The sequence below is a fragment of the Actinokineospora inagensis DSM 44258 genome (assembly GCF_000482865.1).
GTDB lineage: Bacteria > Actinomycetota > Actinomycetes > Mycobacteriales > Pseudonocardiaceae > Actinokineospora > Actinokineospora inagensis.
The window spans coordinates 307,822-330,485 of record NZ_KI519517.1 but is presented as its reverse complement, the minus strand read 5'-3'; the positions used below and the strand labels follow the sequence as shown (position 1 = coordinate 330,485).

General features: G+C 71.0%; 22 protein-coding genes. 18 read left to right on the top strand and 4 right to left on the bottom strand.

From position 1 onward, the window contains the following. Nucleotides 1–2 precede the first annotated feature (2 nt). The 5 genes from H504_RS39120 to H504_RS42200 all read left to right on the top strand — a co-directional run bounded on the left by H504_RS39120 (nucleotide 3) and on the right by H504_RS42200 (nucleotide 4,381). Complete coding sequence (locus tag H504_RS39120) at nucleotides 3–1,661, top strand: eCIS core domain-containing protein (RefSeq protein WP_051386381.1); 1,659 nt, start codon at nucleotides 3–5, stop codon at nucleotides 1,659–1,661. A 125-nt stretch (nucleotides 1,662–1,786) separates the two neighbouring features. Then, nucleotides 1,787–3,301 carry a phage tail sheath family protein gene (locus H504_RS0129435; protein WP_026425720.1) on the top strand — a complete coding sequence of 505 codons (1,515 nt, stop codon included), beginning with the start codon at nucleotides 1,787–1,789 and terminating at the stop codon, nucleotides 3,299–3,301. Nucleotides 3,302–3,330: 29 nt separating this feature from the next. Next, nucleotides 3,331–3,771 (top strand): phage tail protein, encoded by a 441-nt coding sequence (locus H504_RS0129430; RefSeq protein ID WP_026425719.1) that lies wholly within the window; start codon nucleotides 3,331–3,333, stop codon nucleotides 3,769–3,771. Further along, entirely contained in the window at nucleotides 3,768–4,226 is a 459-nt protein-coding gene (locus tag H504_RS0129425; protein WP_026425718.1) for a hypothetical protein, read from the top strand. Before H504_RS0129430 ends, H504_RS0129425 begins: the two co-directional genes overlap by 4 nt. Further along, nucleotides 4,223–4,381 carry a DUF6760 family protein gene (locus H504_RS42200; protein WP_169735477.1) on the top strand — a complete coding sequence of 53 codons (159 nt, stop codon included), beginning with the start codon at nucleotides 4,223–4,225 and terminating at the stop codon, nucleotides 4,379–4,381. The genes H504_RS0129425 and H504_RS42200 overlap by 4 nt, the downstream gene beginning before the upstream one ends. Before the next feature lie 311 nt (nucleotides 4,382–4,692). On the opposite strand, the gene H504_RS41705 is transcribed toward H504_RS42200, so the two are convergent. Beyond that, nucleotides 4,693–5,223, bottom strand: a complete 531-nt coding sequence (locus H504_RS41705; RefSeq protein ID WP_157440704.1) for a hypothetical protein — start codon at nucleotides 5,221–5,223, stop codon at nucleotides 4,693–4,695. Between the two features lie 1,351 nt (nucleotides 5,224–6,574). Here H504_RS41705 and H504_RS39115 point away from each other — a divergent pair. The 10 genes from H504_RS39115 (at nucleotide 6,575) to H504_RS43735 (ending at nucleotide 15,185) form a co-directional block, all read left to right on the top strand. Continuing rightward, nucleotides 6,575–7,129 carry a hypothetical protein gene (locus H504_RS39115; RefSeq protein WP_026425717.1) on the top strand — a complete coding sequence of 185 codons (555 nt, stop codon included), beginning with the start codon at nucleotides 6,575–6,577 and terminating at the stop codon, nucleotides 7,127–7,129. A 9-nt stretch (nucleotides 7,130–7,138) separates the two neighbouring features. After that, nucleotides 7,139–7,561 (top strand): phage tail protein, encoded by a 423-nt coding sequence (locus H504_RS0129405; RefSeq protein ID WP_026425716.1) that lies wholly within the window; start codon nucleotides 7,139–7,141, stop codon nucleotides 7,559–7,561. 13 nt (nucleotides 7,562–7,574) lie between these two features. Next, nucleotides 7,575–8,285, top strand: a complete 711-nt coding sequence (locus H504_RS0129400) for a CIS tube protein (RefSeq protein WP_026425715.1) — start codon at nucleotides 7,575–7,577, stop codon at nucleotides 8,283–8,285. Continuing rightward, nucleotides 8,282–10,048: a VgrG-related protein gene (locus tag H504_RS37650; protein ID WP_051386380.1), complete on the top strand. Its 1,767-nt coding sequence runs from the start codon at nucleotides 8,282–8,284 to the stop codon at nucleotides 10,046–10,048. Before H504_RS0129400 ends, H504_RS37650 begins: the two co-directional genes overlap by 4 nt. Nucleotides 10,049–10,106: 58 nt before the next feature. After that, nucleotides 10,107–10,403 (top strand): PAAR domain-containing protein, encoded by a 297-nt coding sequence (locus tag H504_RS0129390; protein WP_035306637.1) that lies wholly within the window; start codon nucleotides 10,107–10,109, stop codon nucleotides 10,401–10,403. A gap of 1 nt (nucleotide 10,404) precedes the next feature. Then, entirely contained in the window at nucleotides 10,405–10,839 is a 435-nt protein-coding gene (locus H504_RS0129385) for a GPW/gp25 family protein (RefSeq protein WP_026425713.1), read from the top strand. Further along, nucleotides 10,839–12,776 carry a putative baseplate assembly protein gene (locus tag H504_RS0129380; RefSeq protein ID WP_026425712.1) on the top strand — a complete coding sequence of 646 codons (1,938 nt, stop codon included), beginning with the start codon at nucleotides 10,839–10,841 and terminating at the stop codon, nucleotides 12,774–12,776. Before H504_RS0129385 ends, H504_RS0129380 begins: the two co-directional genes overlap by 1 nt. Further along, complete coding sequence (locus tag H504_RS43910; RefSeq protein WP_026425711.1) at nucleotides 12,773–13,177, top strand: hypothetical protein; 405 nt, start codon at nucleotides 12,773–12,775, stop codon at nucleotides 13,175–13,177. Before H504_RS0129380 ends, H504_RS43910 begins: the two co-directional genes overlap by 4 nt. Then, a complete protein-coding gene (locus tag H504_RS0129370; RefSeq protein WP_026425710.1) occupies nucleotides 13,174–13,728 on the top strand; it encodes a phage tail protein in 555 nt (184 codons plus the stop codon). Before H504_RS43910 ends, H504_RS0129370 begins: the two co-directional genes overlap by 4 nt. Before the next feature lie 599 nt (nucleotides 13,729–14,327). Further along, nucleotides 14,328–15,185, top strand: coding sequence for a zinc ribbon domain-containing protein (locus H504_RS43735; protein ID WP_051386379.1), 858 nt, complete (start codon nucleotides 14,328–14,330; stop codon nucleotides 15,183–15,185). Here H504_RS43735 and H504_RS0129355 read toward each other — a convergent pair. Continuing rightward, nucleotides 15,182–18,871: a trypsin-like peptidase domain-containing protein gene (locus H504_RS0129355; protein WP_026425707.1), complete on the bottom strand. Its 3,690-nt coding sequence runs from the start codon at nucleotides 18,869–18,871 to the stop codon at nucleotides 15,182–15,184. The genes H504_RS43735 and H504_RS0129355 overlap by 4 nt on opposite strands. Further along, the gene (locus H504_RS0129350) at nucleotides 18,858–19,154 is read right to left on the bottom strand and encodes a trypco2 family protein (protein ID WP_026425706.1); all 297 of its coding nucleotides are present in this window, start codon (nucleotides 19,152–19,154) and stop codon (nucleotides 18,858–18,860) included. Before H504_RS0129350 ends, H504_RS0129355 begins: the two co-directional genes overlap by 14 nt. Before the next feature lie 154 nt (nucleotides 19,155–19,308). Between H504_RS0129350 and H504_RS0129345 the strand changes: the two genes are divergently transcribed. Together H504_RS0129345 and H504_RS0129340 are read left to right on the top strand one after the other, a co-directional pair. Further along, nucleotides 19,309–20,157 (top strand): universal stress protein, encoded by an 849-nt coding sequence (locus tag H504_RS0129345; protein WP_026425705.1) that lies wholly within the window; start codon nucleotides 19,309–19,311, stop codon nucleotides 20,155–20,157. Next, the gene (locus tag H504_RS0129340) at nucleotides 20,154–21,086 is read left to right on the top strand and encodes an Acg family FMN-binding oxidoreductase (protein ID WP_026425704.1); all 933 of its coding nucleotides are present in this window, start codon (nucleotides 20,154–20,156) and stop codon (nucleotides 21,084–21,086) included. The genes H504_RS0129345 and H504_RS0129340 overlap by 4 nt, the downstream gene beginning before the upstream one ends. Before the next feature lie 5 nt (nucleotides 21,087–21,091). Here the strand turns inward: H504_RS0129340 and H504_RS0129335 are convergent, their stop codons facing one another. Next, entirely contained in the window at nucleotides 21,092–21,973 is an 882-nt protein-coding gene (locus tag H504_RS0129335; RefSeq protein ID WP_026425703.1) for an RNA polymerase sigma-70 factor, read from the bottom strand. Between the two features lie 142 nt (nucleotides 21,974–22,115). Between H504_RS0129335 and H504_RS0129330 the strand changes: the two genes are divergently transcribed. After that, nucleotides 22,116–22,601, top strand: a complete 486-nt coding sequence (locus H504_RS0129330; protein ID WP_026425702.1) for a carboxymuconolactone decarboxylase family protein — start codon at nucleotides 22,116–22,118, stop codon at nucleotides 22,599–22,601. Nucleotides 22,602–22,664 lie beyond the last annotated feature (63 nt).

Genomic DNA, 22,664 nt, shown 5'->3' with positions numbered 1-22,664 from the left:
CAGTGCACGAACACGAGCAGGACCGGGCGGACAAGCCCACGCGGCAGCAGGCACCCCTGTCCACGAACGCGCCCGCGGAAGCGAGCTCCGGGCTGCGGGCGATCCGCGGTTTGCAGCGGTCGATCGGCAACGCGGCCGTGGCGCAACTGTTGGACAGTGCCGAACAGGTCGAGCAAGAAGAGACACACGAGTCGTCGACCGGGGTGCACGAGGTGCTCAGCGGATCGGGTCAGCCGCTGGCCAATGGTGTCCGGTCCGACATGGAGTCCCGACTGGGCGCGGACTTCTCCTCCGTGCGCGTGCACAACGACTCGGCCGCCGCCGACTCGGCCGACCGGATCGGCGCCCGCGCGTACACCTCCGGCGAACACGTGGTCCTCGGCCGGGGCGGCGGGGACGACCACACCCTGGCGCACGAGCTGTGGCACGTCGTCCAGCAGCGGCAAGGCCCCGTGTCGGCGACCCCGGCGGGCGACGGCCTTGCCCTCAGCGACCCCGGCGACCAGTACGAACGGGCAGCCGAGGACATGGCGACCAAGGCGATGAGCGCCCCCGCGACCGACCACAGTGGACACAACCATGCCGGACCCGACCACAGCGCACATGACCACGCCGGGCCTGCCGCGCACAGTCACGACGCGGCCCCCGTCCAGCGGTCCCCGAGGGACTGGCGGCAGTCCGACACGGTCCGCGACGCGCTGGGCGAGGACCCCGGCGGCATGGGCCTGCGGCAGTCGTTCTGGCCGCCGATCACCCGCGCCATCCGGGCCTACATCTCCATCCAGGACAACACCCAGCTCACCCAGCGCGGCGACATCCTCACCGCGCTGGAGCAGGCCGTCCAGGCCTGGCAGAACAACCAGGCACAGGCGACCACGATCAGCATCAACAACGCGCGGGCGCAGAACAAGCGCGCCATCATCGCCCAACTGGTGCAGATGATCGCCACCGAGCGCGCCGAGATCCAGTCCGCGTCGGCCCCCCAGCGGCCCGCCGCGACCCCCGCCATCCCGATGGGCATCCCGGGGTCGTCGGCGCAGCCGATGGGCATCGGCGGACCGGCGCGGACCCGCCCGGGGCAGCAGGGCGAGAGCAGCAGCGACGACGAGACCCTGGACCTGTCCGCCCTGCGCGGCCGGTTCGGCGCGGTCGCGAACCTGCCCGCCGGGATCGACATCCACGCCCACCTGACCGGCAGGCGGGCCATCCCGCCGATCCACGCCCAGGGCCTGGTCCCCGGGGCGGGGCGGGGCATCGGGTTGCCCGACACCGACGGGCAACCCGACAACCAGTTCGTCTACCTGCTGTCCGGGTCACCGGACGCGGCGCGGTTCGTCGGCCAGGAAGCGGGCGGCCACGCGGTGGGCGTGATCAGCTCGGGCGCCCCGATCGGGCCCGACACGAACTACCAGGGCGGCGCCTACATGCACCACGGCCAGATCCCACCGGCCCGCGGGGCGGGCGGTGGCGGCGCGACCGGCCCGTTCTCGTTCACCCTGCCCGCGACCCCCACCACCCGCCAGGGTCTGCGCGACTTCGTCAACGGCCACCTCCCGCAGGGGCAGCAACCGCTGTCCGAGGCGGAGGTGCTCGAACGCGTCCTCGCCGCCCTGTGGCGCCAGTTCGGCATCCGGGTGGCAGGCGACCTGTCCAGGAGCTGACCCGGCGCGGTTGACCGGCAGGGCAACCGCGGTGCCCCGCGGCAGAGTCCGGCGGACCTGCCGCAAGTACCGCCCCCCGCGCCAACCTGGTGCGGGACAACAGATCTGAACGACGAGGAGCGAGCATGCCGCAGTACCTCTCCCCAGGCGTGTACGTGGAGGAGGTCCAGTCCGGGGCGCGACCGATCGAGGGCGTGGGCACGGCGGTCGCCGCCTTCGTCGGGTTCGCCGAGCGGGGACCGTTCCACCGACCGACCCTGGTGACCAGTTGGAACCAGTACGCGCAACTGTTCGGCGGTTTCGTCGAGGGCACCTACCTGCCGCACGCGCTGTACGGGTACTTCAGCAACGGCGGCGGCTCCGCCTACGTCGTGCGGGTGGGCGGCCCGGCGCCGGACGCCGCCCCGCCCGCGCCGGTCCCGGTGACCCTCGGCGGGCTCTTGGTCGCGCCGCGCCCGGACGCCGGACCGGACGTCTCGGTGGAGATCGCCGACGCCGACGGGGACAACCCGCCGGACGACCGGTTCAAGCTGCTGGTCCGCCAAGGCGGCAAGGTCGCCGAGACGTTCGACGTGTCGACCCGCAAGAACGTCAAGAACTACGTGGTCACCCAGGTCAGCGAGCGGTCCAAGCTGATCACGGTGACCGAGCAGTCCGGCACCGCGCCTGCCCGCCCAGAGCGCCAGTCGGTCACCCTGGCCACCGCGGACAAGCCCGCCGAGTCGGCCCCGGTCAACGCGTCCGAGTACATCGGCGACGCCGAGGCGCGCACCGGGTTCGGCGGCCTGGAGGCGGTCGACGAGGTCACCATGGTCGCCGTCCCCGATCTGATGGGCGCCTACCAGCGCGGCGCGATCGACCTCGAAGGCGTCAAGACCGTGCAGTTGGCGATCATCTCGCACTGCGAGCAGATGGGCGACCGGGTCGCCGTGCTGGACACCCCGCCCGGCCTCAACGCCCAGCAGGTGCGCGACTGGCGGCAGGACACCGCGGGCTACGACTCCAAGCACGCCGCCCTGTACTACCCGTGGATCAAGGTGTTCGACCCGGCCGCGGGCCGCAACTCGATCGTCCCGCCGTCCGGCCACATCGCGGGCGTCTGGGCGCGCAACGACGTCGAACGCGGTGTGCACAAGGCACCGGCCAACGAGGTCATCCGCGGCGCGGTCGACCTGGAACTGGGGCTGAGCAAGGGCGAGCAGGACCTGCTCAACCCGATCGGCGTCAACTGCGTGCGCGCCTTCCCCGGCCGCGGCATCCGGGTGTGGGGCGCGCGGACGCTGTCCTCCGACCCGGCGTGGCGGTACCTGAACGTGCGCAGGCTGTTCAACTACCTGGAGGAGTCGATCCTGATCGGCACCCAGTGGGTGGTGTTCGAGCCCAACGACGACCGGCTGTGGTCGAGCATCCGGCGCAACATCACCGCCTTCCTCACCGAGCAGTGGCGCCAGGGGGCGCTGTTCGGCCGCACCGCGGACGAGGCGTTCTACGTCAAGTGCGACCGGGACAACAACCCCCAGGAGTCCATCGACCTCGGGCAGGTCGTCTGCGAGATCGGCGTGGCACCGGTCAAGCCAGCCGAGTTCGTGGTGTTCCGGCTGGCGCAGTACTCCGACAGCACCAGCCTCGTCAGCGAATAACGGTCCAGGGATCTGAGGAGAGGTAGGCCATGGCAGAGGGCGACGCGCTTTCCACGCACATCTTCGGGGTGCAGCTCGGTGGGTACGAGGTCGAGTCGCTGCAGGAGGTGAGCGGCCTGACCGTCGAGGAGGACGTCGTCGTGGTGTCCCAGGTGACCCCGCAGGGCAAGCCGCTGCTGCGCAAGCAGCCCGGCGCGCGCAAGGGCGGCGAGATCGTGCTGACCCGCGGGCTGGACCAGAGCAGCGAGTTCACCAAGTGGCTCAAGGAGACCCTGAACAAGGGCGCGGTCAACTCGGCGCGGCAGAACATCACCATCGAGGTCAAGGACAGCGAGGGCAACACGGTCCGCCGAATGCAGTTGATGAACGGCTGGGCCAGCAAGTGGGAGGGCCCCTCGCTCAAGGCCGGTGAGTCGACCGGCGCGACGGAGAAGGTCACCATCACCTTCGAGGACATCGAGGTCGAATGAGGCGCCGCACGATCAGCCTGGACAACCTCGACGAACTGGTCGAGGTCGGTCGCAAGAGCAAGGCGCGGTCGGCGCAGCCCGAGCCGGCGCACACCGAGTTCGCCTTCGAGCTGCCCCGCGGCTACGTCGACCAGAACGGCACCACGCACCGCACCGGCCGGATGCGCCTGGCCACCGCTCGCGACGAGCTGCGGCCGCTGATCGACCTGCGGGTCAAGGAGAACCCGGCGTACCTCAGCGTCGTGCTGCTCAGCCAGGTGATCACCGAGCTGGGTGGGGTGTCCGAGGTGCACGCCGGTGTGGTGGAGCAGATGTACGCCACCGACATCGCGTTCCTGCAGGACTTCTACCGCCGGATCAACAGCGAGGGCCACACGAGGGCGGGCGTGTCCTGCCCGTCCTGCGGCACCACCTTCGACGTCGACCTGGCAGGTGGGCGCCTGGGGGAATCGTGACGTACGCGCCCGACCGGCTGCTCGAGGAGGTCGCGTACGTGGCGTACCACTTCCACTGGCCGCGCGAGGAAATCCTCGACCTGCCGCACGACGAGCGCGCCAGGTGGGTGCGGGAGATCAGCCGGATCAACACCAGGATCAACGACGGGGGGTGAGGTTCAATGTCCATCTTGGACCGTTTCCGCAAGCCGAAGCGGGCAGCCGACCGCCCGGCCTGGGACGGCGGCTGGCGGGCGCTGCCACCGCTCACCCCCACCACGGCGCGGGAAGGCGTGTCCGTCTCGGACGGGGTCGCCTTCCGCTCCACCCTGGCCTCGTGGCACAACCCGTCCCTGATGGGCGGCATGTCCCACTCGACATCGGCGTCGGCCCCTGCGGGGGTGGCACACGGGGTGCTGCGGGCGCCGGGGGTGGAGTCGGCTCCGCGTGGACCGTTGCTGCTGGCGGTCGGGGCACCGGTCGATGCTCAGGTGAGCGGGGCTGAGCCGTCGCCTGCCAGTCCGGTGATCAGCCGGAAGGTCGAGTCGGGGCCACGCACCGAACCGGTGGTGCAGCGGGCACCCGCTCTCGCTGTGCACAGCACGCCCAACTCGGGGACGCCGGTCGTATCGGCCACTCCCCCGGCGCCGATCGTGACCGCCGTATCCAACGGCTCAACGACTGCACTACCGGTGATCGCTCCCGACGAGTCTGCTCCTATGTTGGGCGATCCGGCGCCGGTGCGCGGTGAGTCGACCCCCGAGCCACGTGTCGTGGCCTCCCCCGCCACGCCGACCACAGTGCTGCGTGCCCCGGCCGCGTCCTCTCCGCCTGCGAAGCCCGTGCCGGGCGCTCCTGCGGTGTCCTCCACTCCGGTCAGGCGAGCACCGACCAGCAGCCCCGCCCCTGCTCGTGTGTCGACACCGATGCTCGGTGCGCCGGTCTTCTCTTCCCCCGACAATCCGACTCCGGCACCCACATCCGGCAAGTCGACTCCCGTGTTGGGTGCTCCACTCATCTCGACACCGGCACCAGTCACCCCTACCCCCACCAAGCCGATCGCCGTGGCCCTGCCCACCGCGCCCAAGCCCGACCGATCAGCTCCGGCACCGGTCGTCTCCTCGCCTTCCCCACCTCAGCCCGGCGAGTCGACTCCTGCGCAGGGCGCCACCTCTCGCCCATCGACTCCAGCACCGATCACCGTGTCACGGGCCGTGGCCTCGCCCACCAGGCCCGAGCCCACTCGGTCGGCTCCCGTGTTGGGCGCCCCCATTGTCCCCACACCGGTCGTTTCCACACCAGGTGCACCCACCCTCACCGAGTCGATCCCCGTGGTGGCCCCGACCGCACCCCAGCTCCCCCGGTCGGCTCCCACGCAGGACACCTCGGCACCTCGTGGATCGACTCCAACACCAGTCACCCCCGACAAACCAATCCCCGTAACCGCGCCCCAACCCACCCGATTGACTCCCGCGCGGGTCACCCCGGCGCCGCACGCATCAATTCCAGCACCGGTCACTCTCGACAAGCCGATCCCCGTGTCGCGTGCCCTGGCCGTACCCCAGCCCGGCCGGTTGACTCCCGCGCAGAACAGCCCAACGCCTCACGCATCGACTCCAACACCAGTCACCCCTGACAAGCCGATCCCCGTGGCCCCACCCGCCGCGCCCCAGCCCACTCGGTTGACTCCTGCGCAGGGCGCCACCGCTAAGCCTCACGCTTCGACTCCAGCACCAGTCGCTCCTGACAAGTCGATCCCGGTGGCCGCACCCGCCGCACCTCAGCCCACTCGGTTGACTTCTGCGCGGGGCGCCCCGGCGGTCTCGACACCTCACGCACCGGTTGCTCCCGACAAGCCGATCCCGGTGTCGCGCGCCTTGGCCGTACCCCAGCCCGGCCGGTTGGCTCCCGCACAGGACACCTCGGCACCTCGTGGATCGACTCCAGCACCGATCACGCACAACAGGCCGGTCTCCGTGTCGCGCGCTGTGGTCTCACCTACCGCACCCCAGCCCAGCCCGATGGCTCCCGTGCGAGGTGCCCCAACCACGTCAACACCTCGCGGATCGAGTCCAGCACCGGTCGTCTCCACACCAGGTGCACCCACTCCCGGCAAGCCGGTCACGCCACCCGAACCGACCAGGCTCACCCCGGTACTGGGCGCCCCGGCCACCGCACCTGCCGCGCCCAGCCCGGACAGGTCGATCCCCGTGTCGCGCGCCGTGGTCGCACCCAAGCCCGATCTTTTGAGCGCCCCGACAGTGTCCACTCCTCGGGCGACGACTCCGGTCACCTCCCCCTTGCCCAGCGGCCCAACTGTGGTGTCGCGGGCGGTGGCCTCGACCGCTCCTGTCTTAGGCGCTCCAATCGTGCCCGCGCACCGCACCGAGCCCACAGCGATACGAGTCGAGGCACCGCAGCAGGTACTGCTCGCGCCAACCAAGTCGCGCGCGTCGGCGTCCAGCGTCGGGTCGATTCCGGTGGTGAAGGTGCACCCGGCCCCGGCTCCCGTGCAGCGAGCCGGTAAGCCGACCCTCGGGCGGGACAGCGCGCAGGTGCGGCCGGTCGTCTCGGCGCCACGGGCAGAGCATGCGGCGCACCCCGTCGTCCGACCGGTGCCGCCGAAGGTCGCCCAGCGGGTCACACCAGCCGTACGCCGGAACCCGGTCGCCACGCCGAAGCCCGCGCCGCCCGCGCAGACCCCGCCGGTCCAGCGCAGTACCGCCGCGCCGAAGGCCGCACCGGCTCCGCGTCCGGTGCAGCGCCAGGCCACGTCCGCCCCGGCCGAGAAGCCCGCGAAGCCGAGCCGGTCCGATTTCGACGAGCTCGCCCGGGACCTGGTCGACCCGCTGATGCGCCTGTTGCGCGCCGAGTTCCGGCACGGCCGGGAGCGGGCCGGGCGCCGCAACGACCACCGCCGCTGAGAGGGACCCATGACCGACGTCTTCGCTTCTTCCGTGTTCTTCCAGCTCACCATCGGCGGCAACGACCTCGGCGAGTTCCACACCTGCCAGGGGCTCGGCGCGCAGATGGAGGTGGAGCAGTTCACCGAGGGCGGCAACAACGGGTTCACCTGGCAACTGCCGTCCCGGATCACCTGGTCGAACATCACCATGACCCGGCCGGTGACGGCGGACTCGGCGAAGGTGGTGCGCTGGCTCAACGAGGTGGTGCGCCGGGTGGAGCGCAAGAGCGGCGAGATCGTGGCGCTGGCGCCGGACGGGACACCGATCATGCGGTGGCAGGTGCAGGGCATCGTGCCGGTGCGGTGGGACGGGCCGTCGTTCGACCCGGCCGACTCGCAGGCGGCGAAGGAAACGCTGGAGTTCGCGCACGAGGGCCTGCTGGCCTCCTGAGAAAGGACCGAACATGGCGCAGAGCCTGGCCAGGGCCCGGTTGGTGGTCTTGGAGCCGCCCGCGCGGGTCGGTGCCGCGCCGGGCGGCCGGATCGACAGCGTGCGGTTCCAGTTCAACCCGAACACGTTGTCGCTGGCCAAGAGCATCGAGTGGCGGCGCAAGCCGTCCAGGATGGCGCGGAGCACGTCGCTGCCGGAGTTCGTCGGAAGTGGACCGCGCACGTTGTCCGTGGAGATCTTCCTCGACGCCACCGCCACCCACGACGACTCGGTGGAGGAGCGGGTGGAGACGCTGTTGCGGGCGTGCGTGCCGACCAAGCAGAGCCTGAACCGGAAGAAACCCGCCAGCCCGTGGGTGCGGTTCGAGTGGGGCACGGCGTCGACGACGTCGTTCGACGGGGTGCTGACGAACCTGTCGGTGGACTACGCCCTGTTCGATGTGGACGGCACCCCGCTGCGGGCCAAGTGCGCTCTGTCCATTGAGGAGGCCAGCGCGGCCACGGCGGGCCAGAACCCGACCTCCGGGTCGCCGGAGACGCGCCGCTCGCACCGGGTGGTGGCCGGGGACAGCCTGCCGCAGTTGGCGTGGCGGGAGTACGGGGACGCGACCCGGTGGCGGGTGATCGCCGAGGCCAACGGCATCGACGACCCGATGGTGCTGCCGGTCGGCAGCGAACTCCTGCTCCCCGGCGGGGAGTCCGACGACGTGGAGGTGCTCGCGTGAGCCTGGCGGCCCGGCTGTACACCGCCGACCCGATCGTCAGCGCGCCAGCGCCGCTGACCGAGAAGTGGTTCACCAAGCTGGTGAGCTGCACGATCGACGAGAGCGTCGGGTTGCCCAACGCGGCGATCCTGACCTACAGCGACGACAACAACGAGCTGCTGGCCGACACCGGCATCACCATCGGGACCCGGCTGGAGGTGGCGGTGTCCACGGTCGCGGGGACCGCGCAGGAGCAGTTGTTCACCGGCGAGGTGACCGCGCTGGAACTGGACAAGGACGGCAGCGGCGCGTACACGGTGATCCACGCGATGAGCGTGGCGCACCGGTTGTTCCGGGGCCGCAAGGTCGAGGCGTTCCGCAACATGACCGCGTCCGACGTCGTGCGCAAGGTCGCCAAGGGCGCCGGGCTGCCGGTGGGGCGGGTCGAGCTCTCGCCGGTCACCTACACGCAGCTCAGCCAGGCCGCGGTGTCCGATTGGGACTTCCTGTCCCAGCTCGCCTACGACCACGGCGTGCTGCTGCGGGTCGACGACAAGGGCGTGTTGCAGATGACCAAACCGGAACCGGCGAGCAAGGCCCCGGCACCGACGGCGGAGAACAACCCGCTGGTGATGGACTACCGCGGCAACACGACCGCCGTGCACGCCACGCTGACCAGCGCCGACCAGGTCAAGTCGGTGGAGGTCCGGGCGTGGGACGTCAAGACGAAACGGGCGTTCGTCGCGGTCGAGCCGTCGTTGATCAGCAAGACCGTCCAACCGGGACTGTCGCCGTCCGCGCGGTTCGGGCCTCGGGCGCGGTTGCTGGTCGCCGACACCCCGCACGGCACGCAGGCCGAGACCGACGCCATGGCGCGCGGAGTCGCCGCGTCGGCCGCCGCCGGGTACGGCGAGCTGGAGGTGGTCGTGGAGGGCAACCCGAAGTTCCGCGCGGGTACCCCGGTCGCGCTGGGCAACGCGGGCGAGGCCTTCTCCGGCAAGTACACCGCCACGGCCGTTCGACATGTCCTGGAGCCGCGGGTCGGCTACCGGACGACGGTCACGGTCAGCGCGTCCGCCGACCGGTCGCTGGCCGGTCTGGTCGCGGGGGCCAACGCGCCCGCCCGGTCGCCGCGGCTGCCCGGATTGGCGATCGGGGTGGTCACCGACATCAAGGACCCGACCAACCGCGGCGGGGTGCGGCTGAGATTCCCGTGGCTGGACGACAACTACGTCACCGACTGGGTCCGCACCGTGCAGTGGGGCGGGGTCCGCGGCGGTGGCGTGTTCAGCCCGGAGGTCAACGACGAGGTGCTGGTCGGGTTCGAGCAGGGCAGCCTGGACCGGCCGTACGTGTTGGGCGGGCTCTACAACGGACTGGACAAACCGTCCGAACACGACGTTCCGCTGGTCGACGCCAAGTCCGGCCGGGTCAACCGGCGGTCGCTGGTCTCCCGCACCGGCAACCGGGTCGAACTGCTGGACGCGACCACCAAGTCCGGGGTGCGGATCGCCAGCGGCGACAAGCGGCTGGAGGTCGTGCTGGACGAGAAGAACGGCCGGATCGACGTGCGGGTGCGCGGCCGGGGCGGCGGTCGGATCCTGAGCTCGCTGCGGATGGACGACCGGGGCATCACCGTGGACGCCAAGCGGGGCAGCCTTGTCCTTAAAGGACAGAGCGTGTCGGTCGAGGCCACCGGGGCGGCCACCGTCCAGGGCGGCACGGCGGCGGTCGAGGCCAGGGGCCTGGCCAAGCTCAAGGGCCTCGCGGTCGAGATCAACTGAGTTGACATCACATGGATTCGGCGTCAACAGAGTCGGCGTCAACAGAGGGAGAACGACCATGTTCGCGGTCCGGGTGGGCGACAAAACCAGCCACGGCGGCGCGGTCGGACCACCACCGCCCACCGCGGCGACGCGGGTGGCCACCGTGTTGATCGGGGGCATGCCCGCCGCCGTGATCGGCAGCACGGTCGCCTGCCCGATCCCGCCGCACGCCGCGCTCGGGCCGGGCAACGTGATCCAGCCCCGGATCGGCCGGGTGCTCATCGGCGGCCTGGTCGCGGCCAGGGTCGGCGACAAGTCGAGCTGCGGGGCGAACATCATCACCGGCGCCCTGACCGTCCGCATCGGAGGGTAGTGTGCGCACCGACTTCATCGGCCGCGGCTGGGGATTCCCGCTGCGGGTCGGCCCGACCGGCGGCATCGGCATGGTCGAGCGCGACCGGGAGATCGAGGAATCGATCTGGCTCATCCTGGGCACCGCGCCCGGGGAGCGGCCGATGCGGCCGGAGTTCGGCTGCGGCATCCACGACCACGTGTTCGCCTCGACCGACGGCGCCACCGCCGGTCAGCTCGCCCGCGCGGTGCGCTCGGCGCTGGACCGGTGGGAACCCCGGATCGAAGTGACCACAGTGGACATCGACTACGATCCGAACGAGGTCGGCACGCTGCACATCTCGATCCACTACGCCATCCGGGCCACCAACGACCAGCGCAACCTGGTCTTCCCGTTCTACACCATCCCCTCCGACAACCCCGCCGATTCCCCCGCTGTCGAAGGCGAGGTCGCCTGATGGTGCTCCCCGCCCCGAACCTGGACGACCGCCGGTTCCAGCAACTGGTCGACGAGGCCAAGCGGTACGTGCAGCGCCGCTGTCCGGAGTGGACGGACCACAACGTGTCCGACCCCGGGGTCACCCTGATCGAGACCTTCGCCCAGATGGTCGACCAGCTCGTCTACCGGCTCAACCGGGTGCCCGAGCGCAACTACCTGGCGTTCCTCGACCTGCTCGGCGTCCGGCTGTTCCCGCCGACCGCCGCCCGCGCCGACGTCACGTTCTGGCTGTCCGCGCCGCAGGCCGAGGTGGTGCTGCTGCCGGTCGGCACCGAGGTGGCGACACCGCGCACGGAGGCCGTCGAGGCGGTGGTGTTCGCGACGGCCGAGCCGCTGCCGATCATCCCTTGTGAACTCGACGCGCTGGTGACCCGGTCGGCGGCGGGTGAGCACGCCGACCGGTCCAAGGATCTCGCCGCGGGCCAAGACGTGCGGTGCTTCCAGGCAGCACCGACGGCGGGCGACTCGACGATGTTCGGGCTGACGGCGGCAACCCCCCGGTGTGTCGTGGTGTTGCGATTGGACAGTCGAGTGGAGGGTATCGGCGTCGACCCGCGCCAACCGCCGTTGGTGTGGGAGGCGTGGGACGGGAGCGGGTGGACCGCCTGCGAGACCGATGAGGACAGTACCGGTGGTCTGAACCGGCCCGGTGAGGTCGTGCTGCACGTACCCGCGGGCCATGTGGAGTCCGTGGTGGCGGGCAAGCGGGCGGGCTGGCTGCGCTGCCGGGTCACCGAACCCGAACCCGGCCAACCGTTCTACCGCGAGTCGCCCACGATCCGGGTGGCGGAGGCGTTCACCATCGGCGGCACCACCACCGTCGAGCACGCGGAGACCGTGCCGGACGTGCCGCTCGGCCAGTCGGCGGGTGTGCCGGGCCAGCGGTTCACGCTGCCGCGAACCCCGGTCCTCATCGACGGTGCCCCGGTCGTCGTGCTGGTTTCCGACGGCGCGGGCTGGCAGGAGTGGACGGTCGTCGAGCACTTCGGCGACTCCGGCCCAGACGACCGGCACGTCGTGCTCGACGCGACGCTGGGCGAGGTCCACTTCCCGCCCGCCGTCCGCGAACCAGACGGCCTGCTGCGCAACTACGGCGCGGTTCCGCCGAAGGGTTCGGTGATCCGGATCGATCGGTACCGGACCGGGGGCGGCCGGTCGGGCAACGTGGCGCGCGGCGCGATCTCGGTGCTGCGCAGCTCGGTGCCGTACGTGTCGACCGTGGGCAACCGCGAGGCCGCTCGGGGCGGGGTCGACGGGGAGACTGTGGCCGAGGCCCGGGTGCGGGCACCGCACCAGCTCCGGGTGCAGGACCGGGCGGTGACCGCGTCGGACTACGAGCGCCTGGCCCGGGAGGCGGCGCCGTCGTTGGCGCGGGTGCGGTGTCTGCCCGCGGAGGACGAGCCGGGAGCGGCGCGGGTCCTGCTGGTTCCCTCGGCGACGAGTGGGCTCGGCGAGCGGCTGCGGATCGAGCAACTGGTCCCGTCCGACGACGTCCTGGCGGCGGTGGCGGGACACCTCGACACCCGACGGCTGTTGGGCACCCGGGCTGTGGTCGGGCCACCGCGGTACCAGGGGATCACCGTCGTCACCCGCCTGATCGCCAACGACCCCGACGTCGACCGGGTCCGCGCGGCGGCCCAGGACGCGCTGTACGGCTACCTGGACCCGCTGACCGGCGGTCCGGACGGCACCGGCTGGCCGTTCGGGCGGTCCGTGCAGTACGGGGAGGTTTTCGCTGTCCTGCAACGGGTTCAGGGCGTCGGCGTGGTCGAGGAGATCTTGCTTTTCCCGGCGAACCCGTTGACCGGGGCGCGGGGCGGGCGGGTGGACCGGGTCGAGCTGACGCCGAGTTCGCTGGTGTTCTCCCACCAGCACCAGGTCACGGTGACCGGATGACCCGCGTCGGCTGGCCGTTCCGGCGGCCCGTGCACTACGCCGAGACTGTCACTGTCTTGCAACGGGCCCAAGGCATCGACATGGTCGACGAGATCCTGCTGTCCCCAGCGAACACTCTGACGGGAGCACGAGGTGGCCGAGTGGAACGGGTCGAACTGACACCGAGCTCAGGTCACGGTGACGGTGTGACCCACACCGGCTGGCCGTTCGGCCGGGCCGTGCAGTGCGGGGAGGTTTTCGCTGTCCTCCAAAGGGTTCAAGGCGTCGGCATGGTCGAGGAGATCCTGCTTTTCCCGGCGAACCCGTTGACCGGGGCGCGGGGCGGGCGGCTGGACCGGGTCGAGCTGACGCCGAGTTCGCTGGTGTTCTCCCACCAGCACCAGGTCACGGTGACCGGATGACCCGCGTCGGACTGCCCTCACTGCCGAGCACCCACCCCATCGGCGAGTTGCTGCCCTCGCTGTACGCGGCCGACGACTTCGCCCAACGGTTCACCGCAGGCCTCGACGACGTCCTGTCGGCTGTGTTGTCCACTTTGGACAACTTGGACCGCTACCTCGCCCCGGGGTTGACCCCGGAGGACTTCCTGGAGTGGCTGTCATCCTGGGTCGCCGAGGACCTCGACCCACGCTGGCCGGACCACGTCCGCCGCGAACTCGTCCACCGGGCGGTCGGCCTGCACCGGGACCGGGGCACAGTCCGCGGCCTCGCCGAACGCCTCCGGCTGGCCCTGGGGGTCGGCGTGCGGATCGACGACGGGCCGGGGGTGGCGTGGTCGGCCGACCCGGAAGCCGGGCTGCCCGGGTCGCCCCCGACACTCGTCGTCACCGTCTGGCCGGACCGGGCGGCCGCCGACCGGGACCAGGTGACCGCCGTGGTCGCCGCGCACTGCCCGTTGCACCTCACCGCGCGGATCGAGGTGCTCAGCGCACCCCCGGAGGACCCCCGATGAGCACCCGCCCCTGCCCGGTATGCGGCACCACCGTCGCAGCCACCGACGACTTCTGCGGCAACTGCGGCACCTACCTCGGCTGGTCCACCCAACCCGCCGACCGCCCGGAACCCCCCGGCGATCCGGGCACGCCCTCGCCGAGGCCCGACCAGCCACCCCACTCCGCCACACCCCAGCCGCACCCCACCGACACGGCCCCGCCCACCGCGCAGCCCGACGCCAGCACACCCCAATCGCCTACCACACACCGCGCGCAGCCCAACAACCCCACACCAGTCACGCCGTCCACAGCTTCGCCAGCCACAGGCCAATCGCGGCCCAGCGACCCCATACCAACCGCAACTCCGCCAGCCAAACGCCGCTGGCGGTCCGGCAACCCCACGCCACCCGCACCAGCCGCAACTCCGCCTGCCACACGCAGGTCGCCGTCCAGCGACCCCACGCCAACCACAACCCCGCCAACCACACATCAGTCGCGGCCCGGCGACCCCGCGTCTGGCGCGTCGTCCACCGGTCAACCGACCACAAGCCAGTCGCGGCCCGGCTCCCACGCGGCAGCCGCACCGTCCACCGAACCCACGTCGTCGTCCGACAACTCGGTGGCCGAGGGCAACTCCCCCGCCCCGCACGACTTCCCGCCGACCGCATCGGCCTTCGGTCCGGTATCGCCCGGACAGCCCAAAGAACCCGATGAGGAGACCGCCGCCGTCCTCCCTGGCAGGCCGGTCGCCCGGCGCCCGGTGGCGAGTACCACCGTCGCGGCTGACCCGACCGTCGGACCGCCGTGCCCGAACTGCGGCACTCCCAACCCGCCTGACCGCAACTTCTGCCGCCGGTGCGCCACCCCGTTGACCGACGCGGCCGCCGCTGCCGTCGCCCGGCAACGCCGCCGCCGTTGGTCCTGGCACGGCGACCGGTCCCGCTGGCTCCGCCGCCTGGCCGCCCTGCTCGTCGTCATCGCCTTGGTCCTGCTGGGGGTGCTGCTCTACCCCCAGATCAACGGGGTGTACCAAGACATCCGCGACAAGCTCGCCACCCCCGTCGCCATCGGCCCGCACACGATCACCGCCACCGCCGAGGTACCCGGCCACCCCGCCAAAGCCGCCGCCGATGGTCTGTCCAACCGCTACTGGGGCTCCCCCGCCCCCGGCGCCGACGTCACTTTCACCTTCTCCCAACCCTTCCGCTTCCTGGCCATCGTCATCCACGCGGGCCCCACCGCCGAACAAGACCACTTCACCGACGAAGCGCGCCCGTCCGCCATCGACCTCACCGCCACCGCCTCCGACGGCACCACCACCGCCGTCCCCATCTCCCTGGCCGACCAACCCGGCCCGCAACGCACCGACCTCGGCATCTCCGACGTCACCAAGGTCACCCTGCACATCCGCTCCGCCACCGGCCTCACCCCCACCACCCACATCGCCCTCGGCGAGGTCGAATTCTTCCGCCGCTAGCGGAGCAGGTGTTCCGCGAGTGCTTCCACTGCTCCAGGATCGGCCTCGGCCACTACCGGAAGCGCGCGGTGGAACTCGCCTGCGTTCAGTGCCTCGGCGAGCAAGCGGACGGCATCGGCGCGGCAGTCCTGGGTGAGCAGGACATCGGCCAGGGATGCGAGGGTTTGTTTGCGGTAGCTCGGCGGGACGGTCTGTAGCAGGGATTCCGCCCGGGGGAGGTCGTGTGCCATGGCCGCGCCAAGGGCCAGGTCGACGATCGTGTCGTGGCGGTGGGATTCGCCGAGTTCTTGGGCGAAATCGGGCATGACGGCGAGGGTGGCGTCGAGGTGGTGGAGGGCGCGTTCGGGTTCTCCTGCGGCGGCGAGGGCTTTGACCACCGAGTCCATGCTGATCGCGCGCCTGACCATATTCGGGATCGCCATGGCGAGGTCTTCGGCGGTGGTGGCGCAGGTCAGCGCGAGGTCTCGGGGCGCGGCCTGGGCGATCAAGGACCAGGCCCAGATCCGACGGGAGTGGTCGGTCAGGCTGCGGGTGGCGTCTTGGGCGAGGTCGAGTTCGCCCAAGGCGATGTGGGCTCGGATAAGGAGATAAACCCGGCTGTCGACGTCGTCGCCGTTGAATCGAGCCGACACGACTTCCGGGATGAGCCGGTGGACGAGCTGGCGATCCCCGTGCTTGGCGGCGTCCACAGCCAATGACGCCAGGTTCTCCTTGAAGCGGTATGACTCGTGCCTGCGGATCAGGTTCTCGGCGCGGGCCAGATCGCCCCCCGCTTGGAATGCGCCTGCCAGCCGTAAAGCGTTGTGGTAATCGTCGTCCCGCAGGCCCTGGCAGGCTTCTTCCGCGAACGCGGTGCCGTCTCGGCCCGCTTTGGTCAAGAGCGTCGAGAGTTGGGCGAGGATGGTGATGCGGTCGTACGCGTACACATCAACCTGGCTCAGCATCCGTGATGCGGAATCGGCAAGGCGGAAAGCGAGTTCAGGCGCGGTGACGAGACGACCGACGGTGATGAGCAGGTTGATCCTGGTCTTGGGGTCAGTGGTGGAGCGGGCCGCTTGCTCGGCCTGGGTGGCGAGTTCGCGGGCACGTTGCGGGCTGGACTCGACCATGGCGCGGAGGGTGAGGTTGATGGTCGGTATCTCGCGCTCCAACGACCCGACCCTGATCCGCATTCGGGCGGTCAGTTCGGGTCGGCCCGCCCGGATCAAGGCCTCACACAACTCGACGTACTCCGCTGGGTCCTCCGCGGCCTTGCCCATGATGCGAGCGATGATCGCGTCGGCGGCGTCCCCCATCACCGTCGCGGTGTCGAGCAGCGGGACCAACTCCACCTCGTCGCGCGCCTGGTCGGCCCAAACGCGGGCGGCGTCTTGATGTCCGGCACGCCATAGAGCCTCAGCCAGATAGAGGAATTCCCGGGTCCGGAGTCTACTGTGGTCCAAGCGTTCGATCAGCGGTCGGACCCTCGCAGTCCAGCCCAGCCGTGCGGCGTCGCGGGCGAGCCGGGCCAGTCCACAAGCGACCTGAGCTGGGTCCCGATCGTTCTCGACCAACCGTTCGGCCCGGTCGAGCAGATTGTCCACTTCGGACATCGATAGCCGCACACCGGCGTTCAGCGCCACGCTCAGGGCTTCCAGCAAGCGGGTGGCCTGACTAGCGCCCTGGTCGAACCCGGCGCTGATGGCGAGGGCGTGCTGGAACAGCGCGGTGGCCCGGTCCTCGTCCGTCGCGGACCGGATCATCTCGATGTAGGCGTCGATCCGGCCGGTGCCCTCGGCCAGCGCGACCGCCCGGTCCCGTTCGCCCAGTGACTCCCAGACGGCGGGCAGGTGGTCGGGGACCCAGATGTTCCGGTACACCACGGTGTTCTTGGCGTAGGCGATGACGAGCAGGGCGGCCAGGTCGGGCGGGTCGGCGAAGCGGGTGGCGGCAGTGGTGAGTTCGGCGGTGGTGAGGGCGTCGCCGCCGGAGTGGTCGAGCATGCGGTCGCGGCGGCGCGCGTCGGTGACCAGGGCGAGCAAGCGGGAGCGGTCGTTCGCGGCGGCGAGCATGCGGGAGTAGCCGCGCAGGAGGTAGACCGGGGTCTCGGCGGGCCAGCCCCGGGCGCGGTAACCGTCCGCCCAGTCGTGGAGTTGGGCGCGGAAGTCGGCGACCACCGGGCCGAACAGGGCCTCCGCGGTGACCCGGAGGGTTTCGTGGGCGAACAGGTACACGTGGACGGGGGCCTGCCCCAGGCTGGACACCCGGCCGCGGATGCTGCGGCCGAACAGGCCGGTGAACAGGCGCTCCAGGTCGTACGGGAGCAGGTGGGTGAGTTCGTGCAGGTCATCCAGGGTGAGGCCACCGCCGGATGCGGTGATGAGACCCAGGACATCGCGGTTGGGGCCCTCGAACAGGGTGTCCAGTTCGTCGTTGGCGGCGCGGGCGAGGTCGTCGGCGGCCTCGGCGACCGACAGTTGGATCGGGACCAGCGCGTGCAGCGGGTGGCTCGCACGGACGTCTTTGGGGAGACTCGGGTAAGGACGGCTGGCGACCAACACCCGCAGGCCAGGCGGCGGAGACTCGGGGAGAAGACCGGCGATGCTGGGTTTGCGCGCGGCGCCGCTGGTGTCCTCGTCCAGACCGTCCACGACCAGCACCAACCGTCGACCGGTCGACTCGGCGCGGGCGGCGGCGGCCTCGATCAACCGGCGCAGTTGTCCGGCGCGCGCGTGCAGCACCGCGCTCGGGGACTCACCGACGAGGGCCGCCAACTGCTCCAGCACGGCGTCGAGGAAGGCGTCGCTGTCGGACTGGCCCACGTAGCGGCTGGTGATGAAGAACGACACGACGTCCACGCCCGCGGGTGGGTTGAGCGCGAACCAGGACAGCAGCGCGGACTTGCCCGCCCACGGTCCCGCCTGCCACCACTGGTACGGGTCGGGTCCCGCGCAGAACCGGACCAACTCGTCGAGTTCGTCCACGCGGTCGAACAGTTGAACGGGCGCGATCGTCTTCAACTCGTCGCGATAAGCGGCGCTCACCACCTGCGCGGGCTCCTGCGGGACCACGTCGCGCGGCACGTCCGGGTAGCCGACCAAAGATTGGGCGCCACCCAGGTAGTTCACCCTGCTCGCGGTGAGTCGACCCGGGCCGTCGCTGTGGTGGTGCCTGGCGAGCACACCGACGATCGCGCCGTCCACCCACACGGCGGCGCCGGACATACCCTCCCACGGTGACCCCACCGCCACGGCCTCCGGCGGAACGGGGACGGTGAACTCCAGGGTGTCGCTTCGCCAGTGGGACAGGGTGGCCACGGTGCCGGTGGCCTGGTGGGCATCGCGGAACTTGCTGCCGTCGTCGTCGGTGCGCAGTTTCCACCGGGGGAACCCCACGGCGTGCGCGGCGAGGACGGCGGCCCGCCGCCAGTCGACCACGCCGAACTCCACGTTCGGGACGGTGTCCGGAGCATCGATGGCGAGGACCGCGAGGTCGGTCCCATCGTGCGTCCACGCCACCCGCGCGCGGACCGACCACGAGCCGGGCAGGTCGGGCAGGAACCGGACCTCGACCCTCGTCGCGCCCCGCACGACGTGCGCGGCGGTCAGCACGGACCCGGTCGTGACCCGGTAGCCGGAACCACGCCACGCGCCGGTGGGTCCGGTGACGATCAGCTCGGCGACCCGCGCCCGGTCAGCGTTCGGCACCGGCCTCGACACCCGCGATCGCGACCGACTCCTGGCCGCGGGTCGGCGTCAACGACAGCTTGATCCGCTGGGTGTGGTGGTGCGCGAGCTTCGCGTCGGTCCCCGCCTCGACCACCCAGAACTTCGCCTTGCCGCCCGCCTTGGCCTCGCGCTCGACCACGACCGACACCTCGACCTCGACCGCGCCGACCTCGAACCTCAGGTCCGCCCCGGCCCCCGCCTCGACCGCGTCGGCCAACTGTTCGCGCAGGTGCCCGACCAGCTCGACCAGGTCCATCCTCATCCGCCACTCCTCCCGACACCGGTGCTATCGGTGGAAGATCCCATTTGGTTTCTCGGGACCAAGGTCCCGTCGACCGGTGGCCTCCGAAAGTGCGTCGAACCGGCCCCGCGCGGGGAATCTGGAGGTGTACTCCGAGGAGAGAGAGGAGCGTCCGGTGACCAGTACCACTCGTCCCCCGGTCGTCGTCGCCGTGGACGGTTCACCGTCGAGCGCCGAGGCGGTGGTGTGGGCCGCCGCCGAGGCCGGGTTGCGCGGGCTGCCACTGCGGCTGGTGCACGTCTATCTACCGCCGTCAGCCCAGTACCCGGTGGAGGTTACCGACAGCGTCGTCGAACACGGCCGGACCCTGCTGACAGACGCCGCCGCCGAGGTCGACCCCGGTGTTGAGGTGCACGAAGACCTGCGCGCGGGGTGGCCGGTGGAACAGTTGATCGAGGCGTCCCGGGAGGCCGCGCTGCTGGTCACCGGCCACCGCGGCGTCGGTGGGTTCGAGGGGCTGCTGCTCGGGTCGGTGTCGGACTCGGTCAGCGCGCACGCCCAGTGCCCCGTGGTCGTGCTGCGCGCGGCGGCGACCGAGGGCGGACCGGTGGTCATCGGGGTGGACGGGTCGGAGTCCAGCCTGGCCACGGCCGAGTTCGCGTTCGCCGAGGCGTCCCGCAGGCGGGTGCCGCTGACCGCCGTCCACACCTGGCACGATGCGTCGTTCGCTGGCGCGTGGGTGCCGTTGCCCGAGGTCGTCGACTGGGAGGCGTTGGCCACCAGCGCAGATCTCGAACTGGCCGAACTCCTGGCCGGGCTGGGCGAGAAGTACCCGGACGTGCTGGTCGAGCGTGTGGTCACCCGCGGTCAACCCGCCGCTGTGCTGGTCGAGCGGAGCGCCGGGGCGTCGCTGCTGGTGGTCGGCAAACACGGCAGGCACGCACTGACCGGGCTGGGGATGGGCTCGACCGCGCGAGCGGTACTGCACTACGGCCAGTGCCCCGTTGCCGTCGTCCGCCCATGACCACCGTCTCGGTCATCCGCGCCGCGGTCGCCGCCGCCGTCCGCGCCCCGTCGCCCTACAACACCCAACCCTGGCGGTTCACGATCCGCCCGGACGCCGTCGACCTGTGGCTCGACCGCACCCGGGTGTTACCGATCACCGACCCGGACGCGCACGAGGCCCGCATCGCCTGCGGCGCCGCCCTGTTCACCCTGCGGCTCGCGCTGGCCATCGCCGGTCACCACACGACCGTCGCGATCCTGCCCGACCGCGCCACCCCGGACCTGCTCGCCACCGCGACCCTCGACGGCAAACACCACCCCTCCACCCACCACCACACCCTTTTCGACGCCGTCTGGCGCCGCCACACCAACCGCCGCCCCTTCCTCGACTGGCCCGTCCCCACCCCCGCCCGCACCGCCATGGCCCGCGCCGCCACGCAGGAAGGCGCCGACCTCCACCTGATCGACCACCCGGCGCCCCTGGGCACCATCACCGACCTCATCCGCCGCGCCGACCACGTACTCGGCCAAAACCCCGACCACGTAGCGGAAGTATCGGCCTGGCTGGGCCCCGACGGCATCCCACCTCTCGCAGCCGGACGACCGTCCACACCAGACTCCCTTTTGGTGTTACGAGACCTGGGCTCCACCGCTGGATCGGTTGCCTTCGAACGCCGTCCGCTACTGGCCGCCCTCACCACAATCGGCAGCACACCCACCTACGACTTGGTCGCAGGCCAAGCCCTGCAACGAGTCCTGCTGGAAGCCTGCGCGGCAGGACTGGCCGTGTCACCACTGTCACAACCGATCGAAGTGCCCTCAACCCTGTCCGCCCTCAACACCCTGGTCGGCGCCACAACCCACCTGGTCCTGCGAATCGGGTACGGCCACCCCGGCGTCCCCACGCCCCGCCGTCCCGTCACCGATGTCACCACCACCCTCCCGTGATCTGCTCACCGGTGCAGGGTGGTCTCCCGGTCCATGTGCGAGAGCTTGTCCGGGTTCCGCACCGCGTAGAGGCCGGTGACAAGTCCGTCGTCAATGCGGATCGCCACTACCGTGTCGACTTCGCCGTTGAGCAGGAAGGTGAGGGCGGGGTGACCGTTGACCTCGGCCTGCCGCAGGGTGAAGCCGTCGACTTTGGACAGTCCACCGGCCAGTAGCCTGGCGACCTTGGCCGCGCCGACGACCGGGTTCGGGATGGCTTGGCGGATTCCGCCGCCGTCGCCGACGAAGGTGACGTCGGGGGCCAGGATGTCGAGGAGGCTTCGCAGGTCCCCGGTTTCGACGGCGCCCTGGAACGCGCGCAGGGCGTCGCGGGTTTCGGCGGGGGACGTGCTGCCGCGTGGGCGGCGTTCGGCGACGTGCGCACGGGCGCGATGGGCGATTTGCCGCACCGCGGCGGCGCTCTTGTCGACGGCGGCGGCGATTTCGTCGTACCCGAGGTCGAACACCTCGCGCAAGACGAACACCGCCCGTTCGGTCGGGGTGAGCGTTTCCAGCACCAGCAGCATCGCCATCGACACGCTGTCGGCGAGTTCGACGTCCTCGGCGACGTCCGGGGAGGTGAGCAGCGGCTCGGGCAACCACGAGCCGACGTAGGACTCCTTGCGGCGACCGAGGGTGCGCAGCCGGGTGAGCGCCTGGCGGGTGGTGATCTGGACCAGGTACGCGCGGCGGTCCCGCACGGTGTCCAGGTCGACGGTCGTCCAGCGCAGCCAGGTCTCCTGCAGCACGTCCTCGGCGTCGGCCGCCGAGCCGAGCATCTCGTAGGCGACCGTGAACAGCAGGTTGCGGTGGGTGATGAAGTCCTGGGTCGCGGGGTCCTGGGTCATCGGTGCTCCTCTCCGTCCGCATCAGACACCCGGCCGCGCCGGTTTGTGACGGTGTTCCAGCTCACGCCGCCACGCTGTCACACGGCTCGGGGCCACCGGCGTCTGGTGGGCACTCGACAAGCACCACAGGGAGGACGGGACCATGATCCCCCGTTTCGCCATGCTCGACAACGCCGTCGCCGTCAAGTTCGTCAAGCGGTTCACAGCCGCGGCCCTGGTGATCGCCGATTCACCGCTGCCGAAGTCGACCCAGGAACTGGTTTCCCTGCGCGCCAGCCAGATCAACGGCTGCGCCTTCTGCGTCGACATGCACACCAAGGACGCCACCGCCGCGGGCGAGACCCAAACCCGCCTCAACCTCGTCGCCGCCTGGCGCGAGGCCACCGAGTTCACCGACGCCGAACGCGCCGCCCTCGCCCTCGCCGAGGAAGGCACCCGCCTCGCCGACGCCCACCAGGGCGTCACCGACGAAACCTGGTCCCGCGTCCGCGAACACTACGACGACGACCAGGTCGCCGCCCTGGTCTGCCTCCTCGGCCTGATCAACGCCGCCAACCGGATGAACATCATCGTCCGCAACCCGGCAGGCACCTACCACCCCGGCATGCTCGCCGAACTGACCCACTGACCCTCTGACCCGACCTGTCCCGGCCAGGAACGGGCGGCTTGGCCGGGACACGCCCCAGATGTC

What these genes read in the sequence shown, in the direction of transcription:
- H504_RS0129435 (WP_026425720.1), top strand. Translation starts at nt 1,787, where the DNA reads ATGCCGCAGTACCTCTCCCCAGGCGTGTACGTGGAGGAGGTCCAGTCC.
- H504_RS0129430 (WP_026425719.1), top strand. Translation starts at nt 3,331, where the DNA reads ATGGCAGAGGGCGACGCGCTTTCCACGCACATCTTCGGGGTGCAGCTC.
- H504_RS0129425 (WP_026425718.1), top strand. Translation starts at nt 3,768, where the DNA reads ATGAGGCGCCGCACGATCAGCCTGGACAACCTCGACGAACTGGTCGAG.
- H504_RS41705 (WP_157440704.1), bottom strand. Translation starts at nt 5,223, where the DNA reads ATGAGTGGAGCACCCAACACGGGAGTCGACTTGCCGGATGTGGGTGCC.
- H504_RS0129405 (WP_026425716.1), top strand. Translation starts at nt 7,139, where the DNA reads ATGACCGACGTCTTCGCTTCTTCCGTGTTCTTCCAGCTCACCATCGGC.
- H504_RS0129400 (WP_026425715.1), top strand. Translation starts at nt 7,575, where the DNA reads ATGGCGCAGAGCCTGGCCAGGGCCCGGTTGGTGGTCTTGGAGCCGCCC.
- H504_RS0129390 (WP_035306637.1), top strand. Translation starts at nt 10,107, where the DNA reads ATGTTCGCGGTCCGGGTGGGCGACAAAACCAGCCACGGCGGCGCGGTC.
- H504_RS0129380 (WP_026425712.1), top strand. Translation starts at nt 10,839, where the DNA reads ATGGTGCTCCCCGCCCCGAACCTGGACGACCGCCGGTTCCAGCAACTG.
- H504_RS43910 (WP_026425711.1), top strand. Translation starts at nt 12,773, where the DNA reads ATGACCCGCGTCGGCTGGCCGTTCCGGCGGCCCGTGCACTACGCCGAG.
- H504_RS0129370 (WP_026425710.1), top strand. Translation starts at nt 13,174, where the DNA reads ATGACCCGCGTCGGACTGCCCTCACTGCCGAGCACCCACCCCATCGGC.
- H504_RS0129350 (WP_026425706.1), bottom strand. Translation starts at nt 19,154, where the DNA reads ATGAGGATGGACCTGGTCGAGCTGGTCGGGCACCTGCGCGAACAGTTG.
- H504_RS0129340 (WP_026425704.1), top strand. Translation starts at nt 20,154, where the DNA reads ATGACCACCGTCTCGGTCATCCGCGCCGCGGTCGCCGCCGCCGTCCGC.
- H504_RS0129335 (WP_026425703.1), bottom strand. Translation starts at nt 21,973, where the DNA reads ATGACCCAGGACCCCGCGACCCAGGACTTCATCACCCACCGCAACCTG.
- H504_RS0129330 (WP_026425702.1), top strand. Translation starts at nt 22,116, where the DNA reads ATGATCCCCCGTTTCGCCATGCTCGACAACGCCGTCGCCGTCAAGTTC.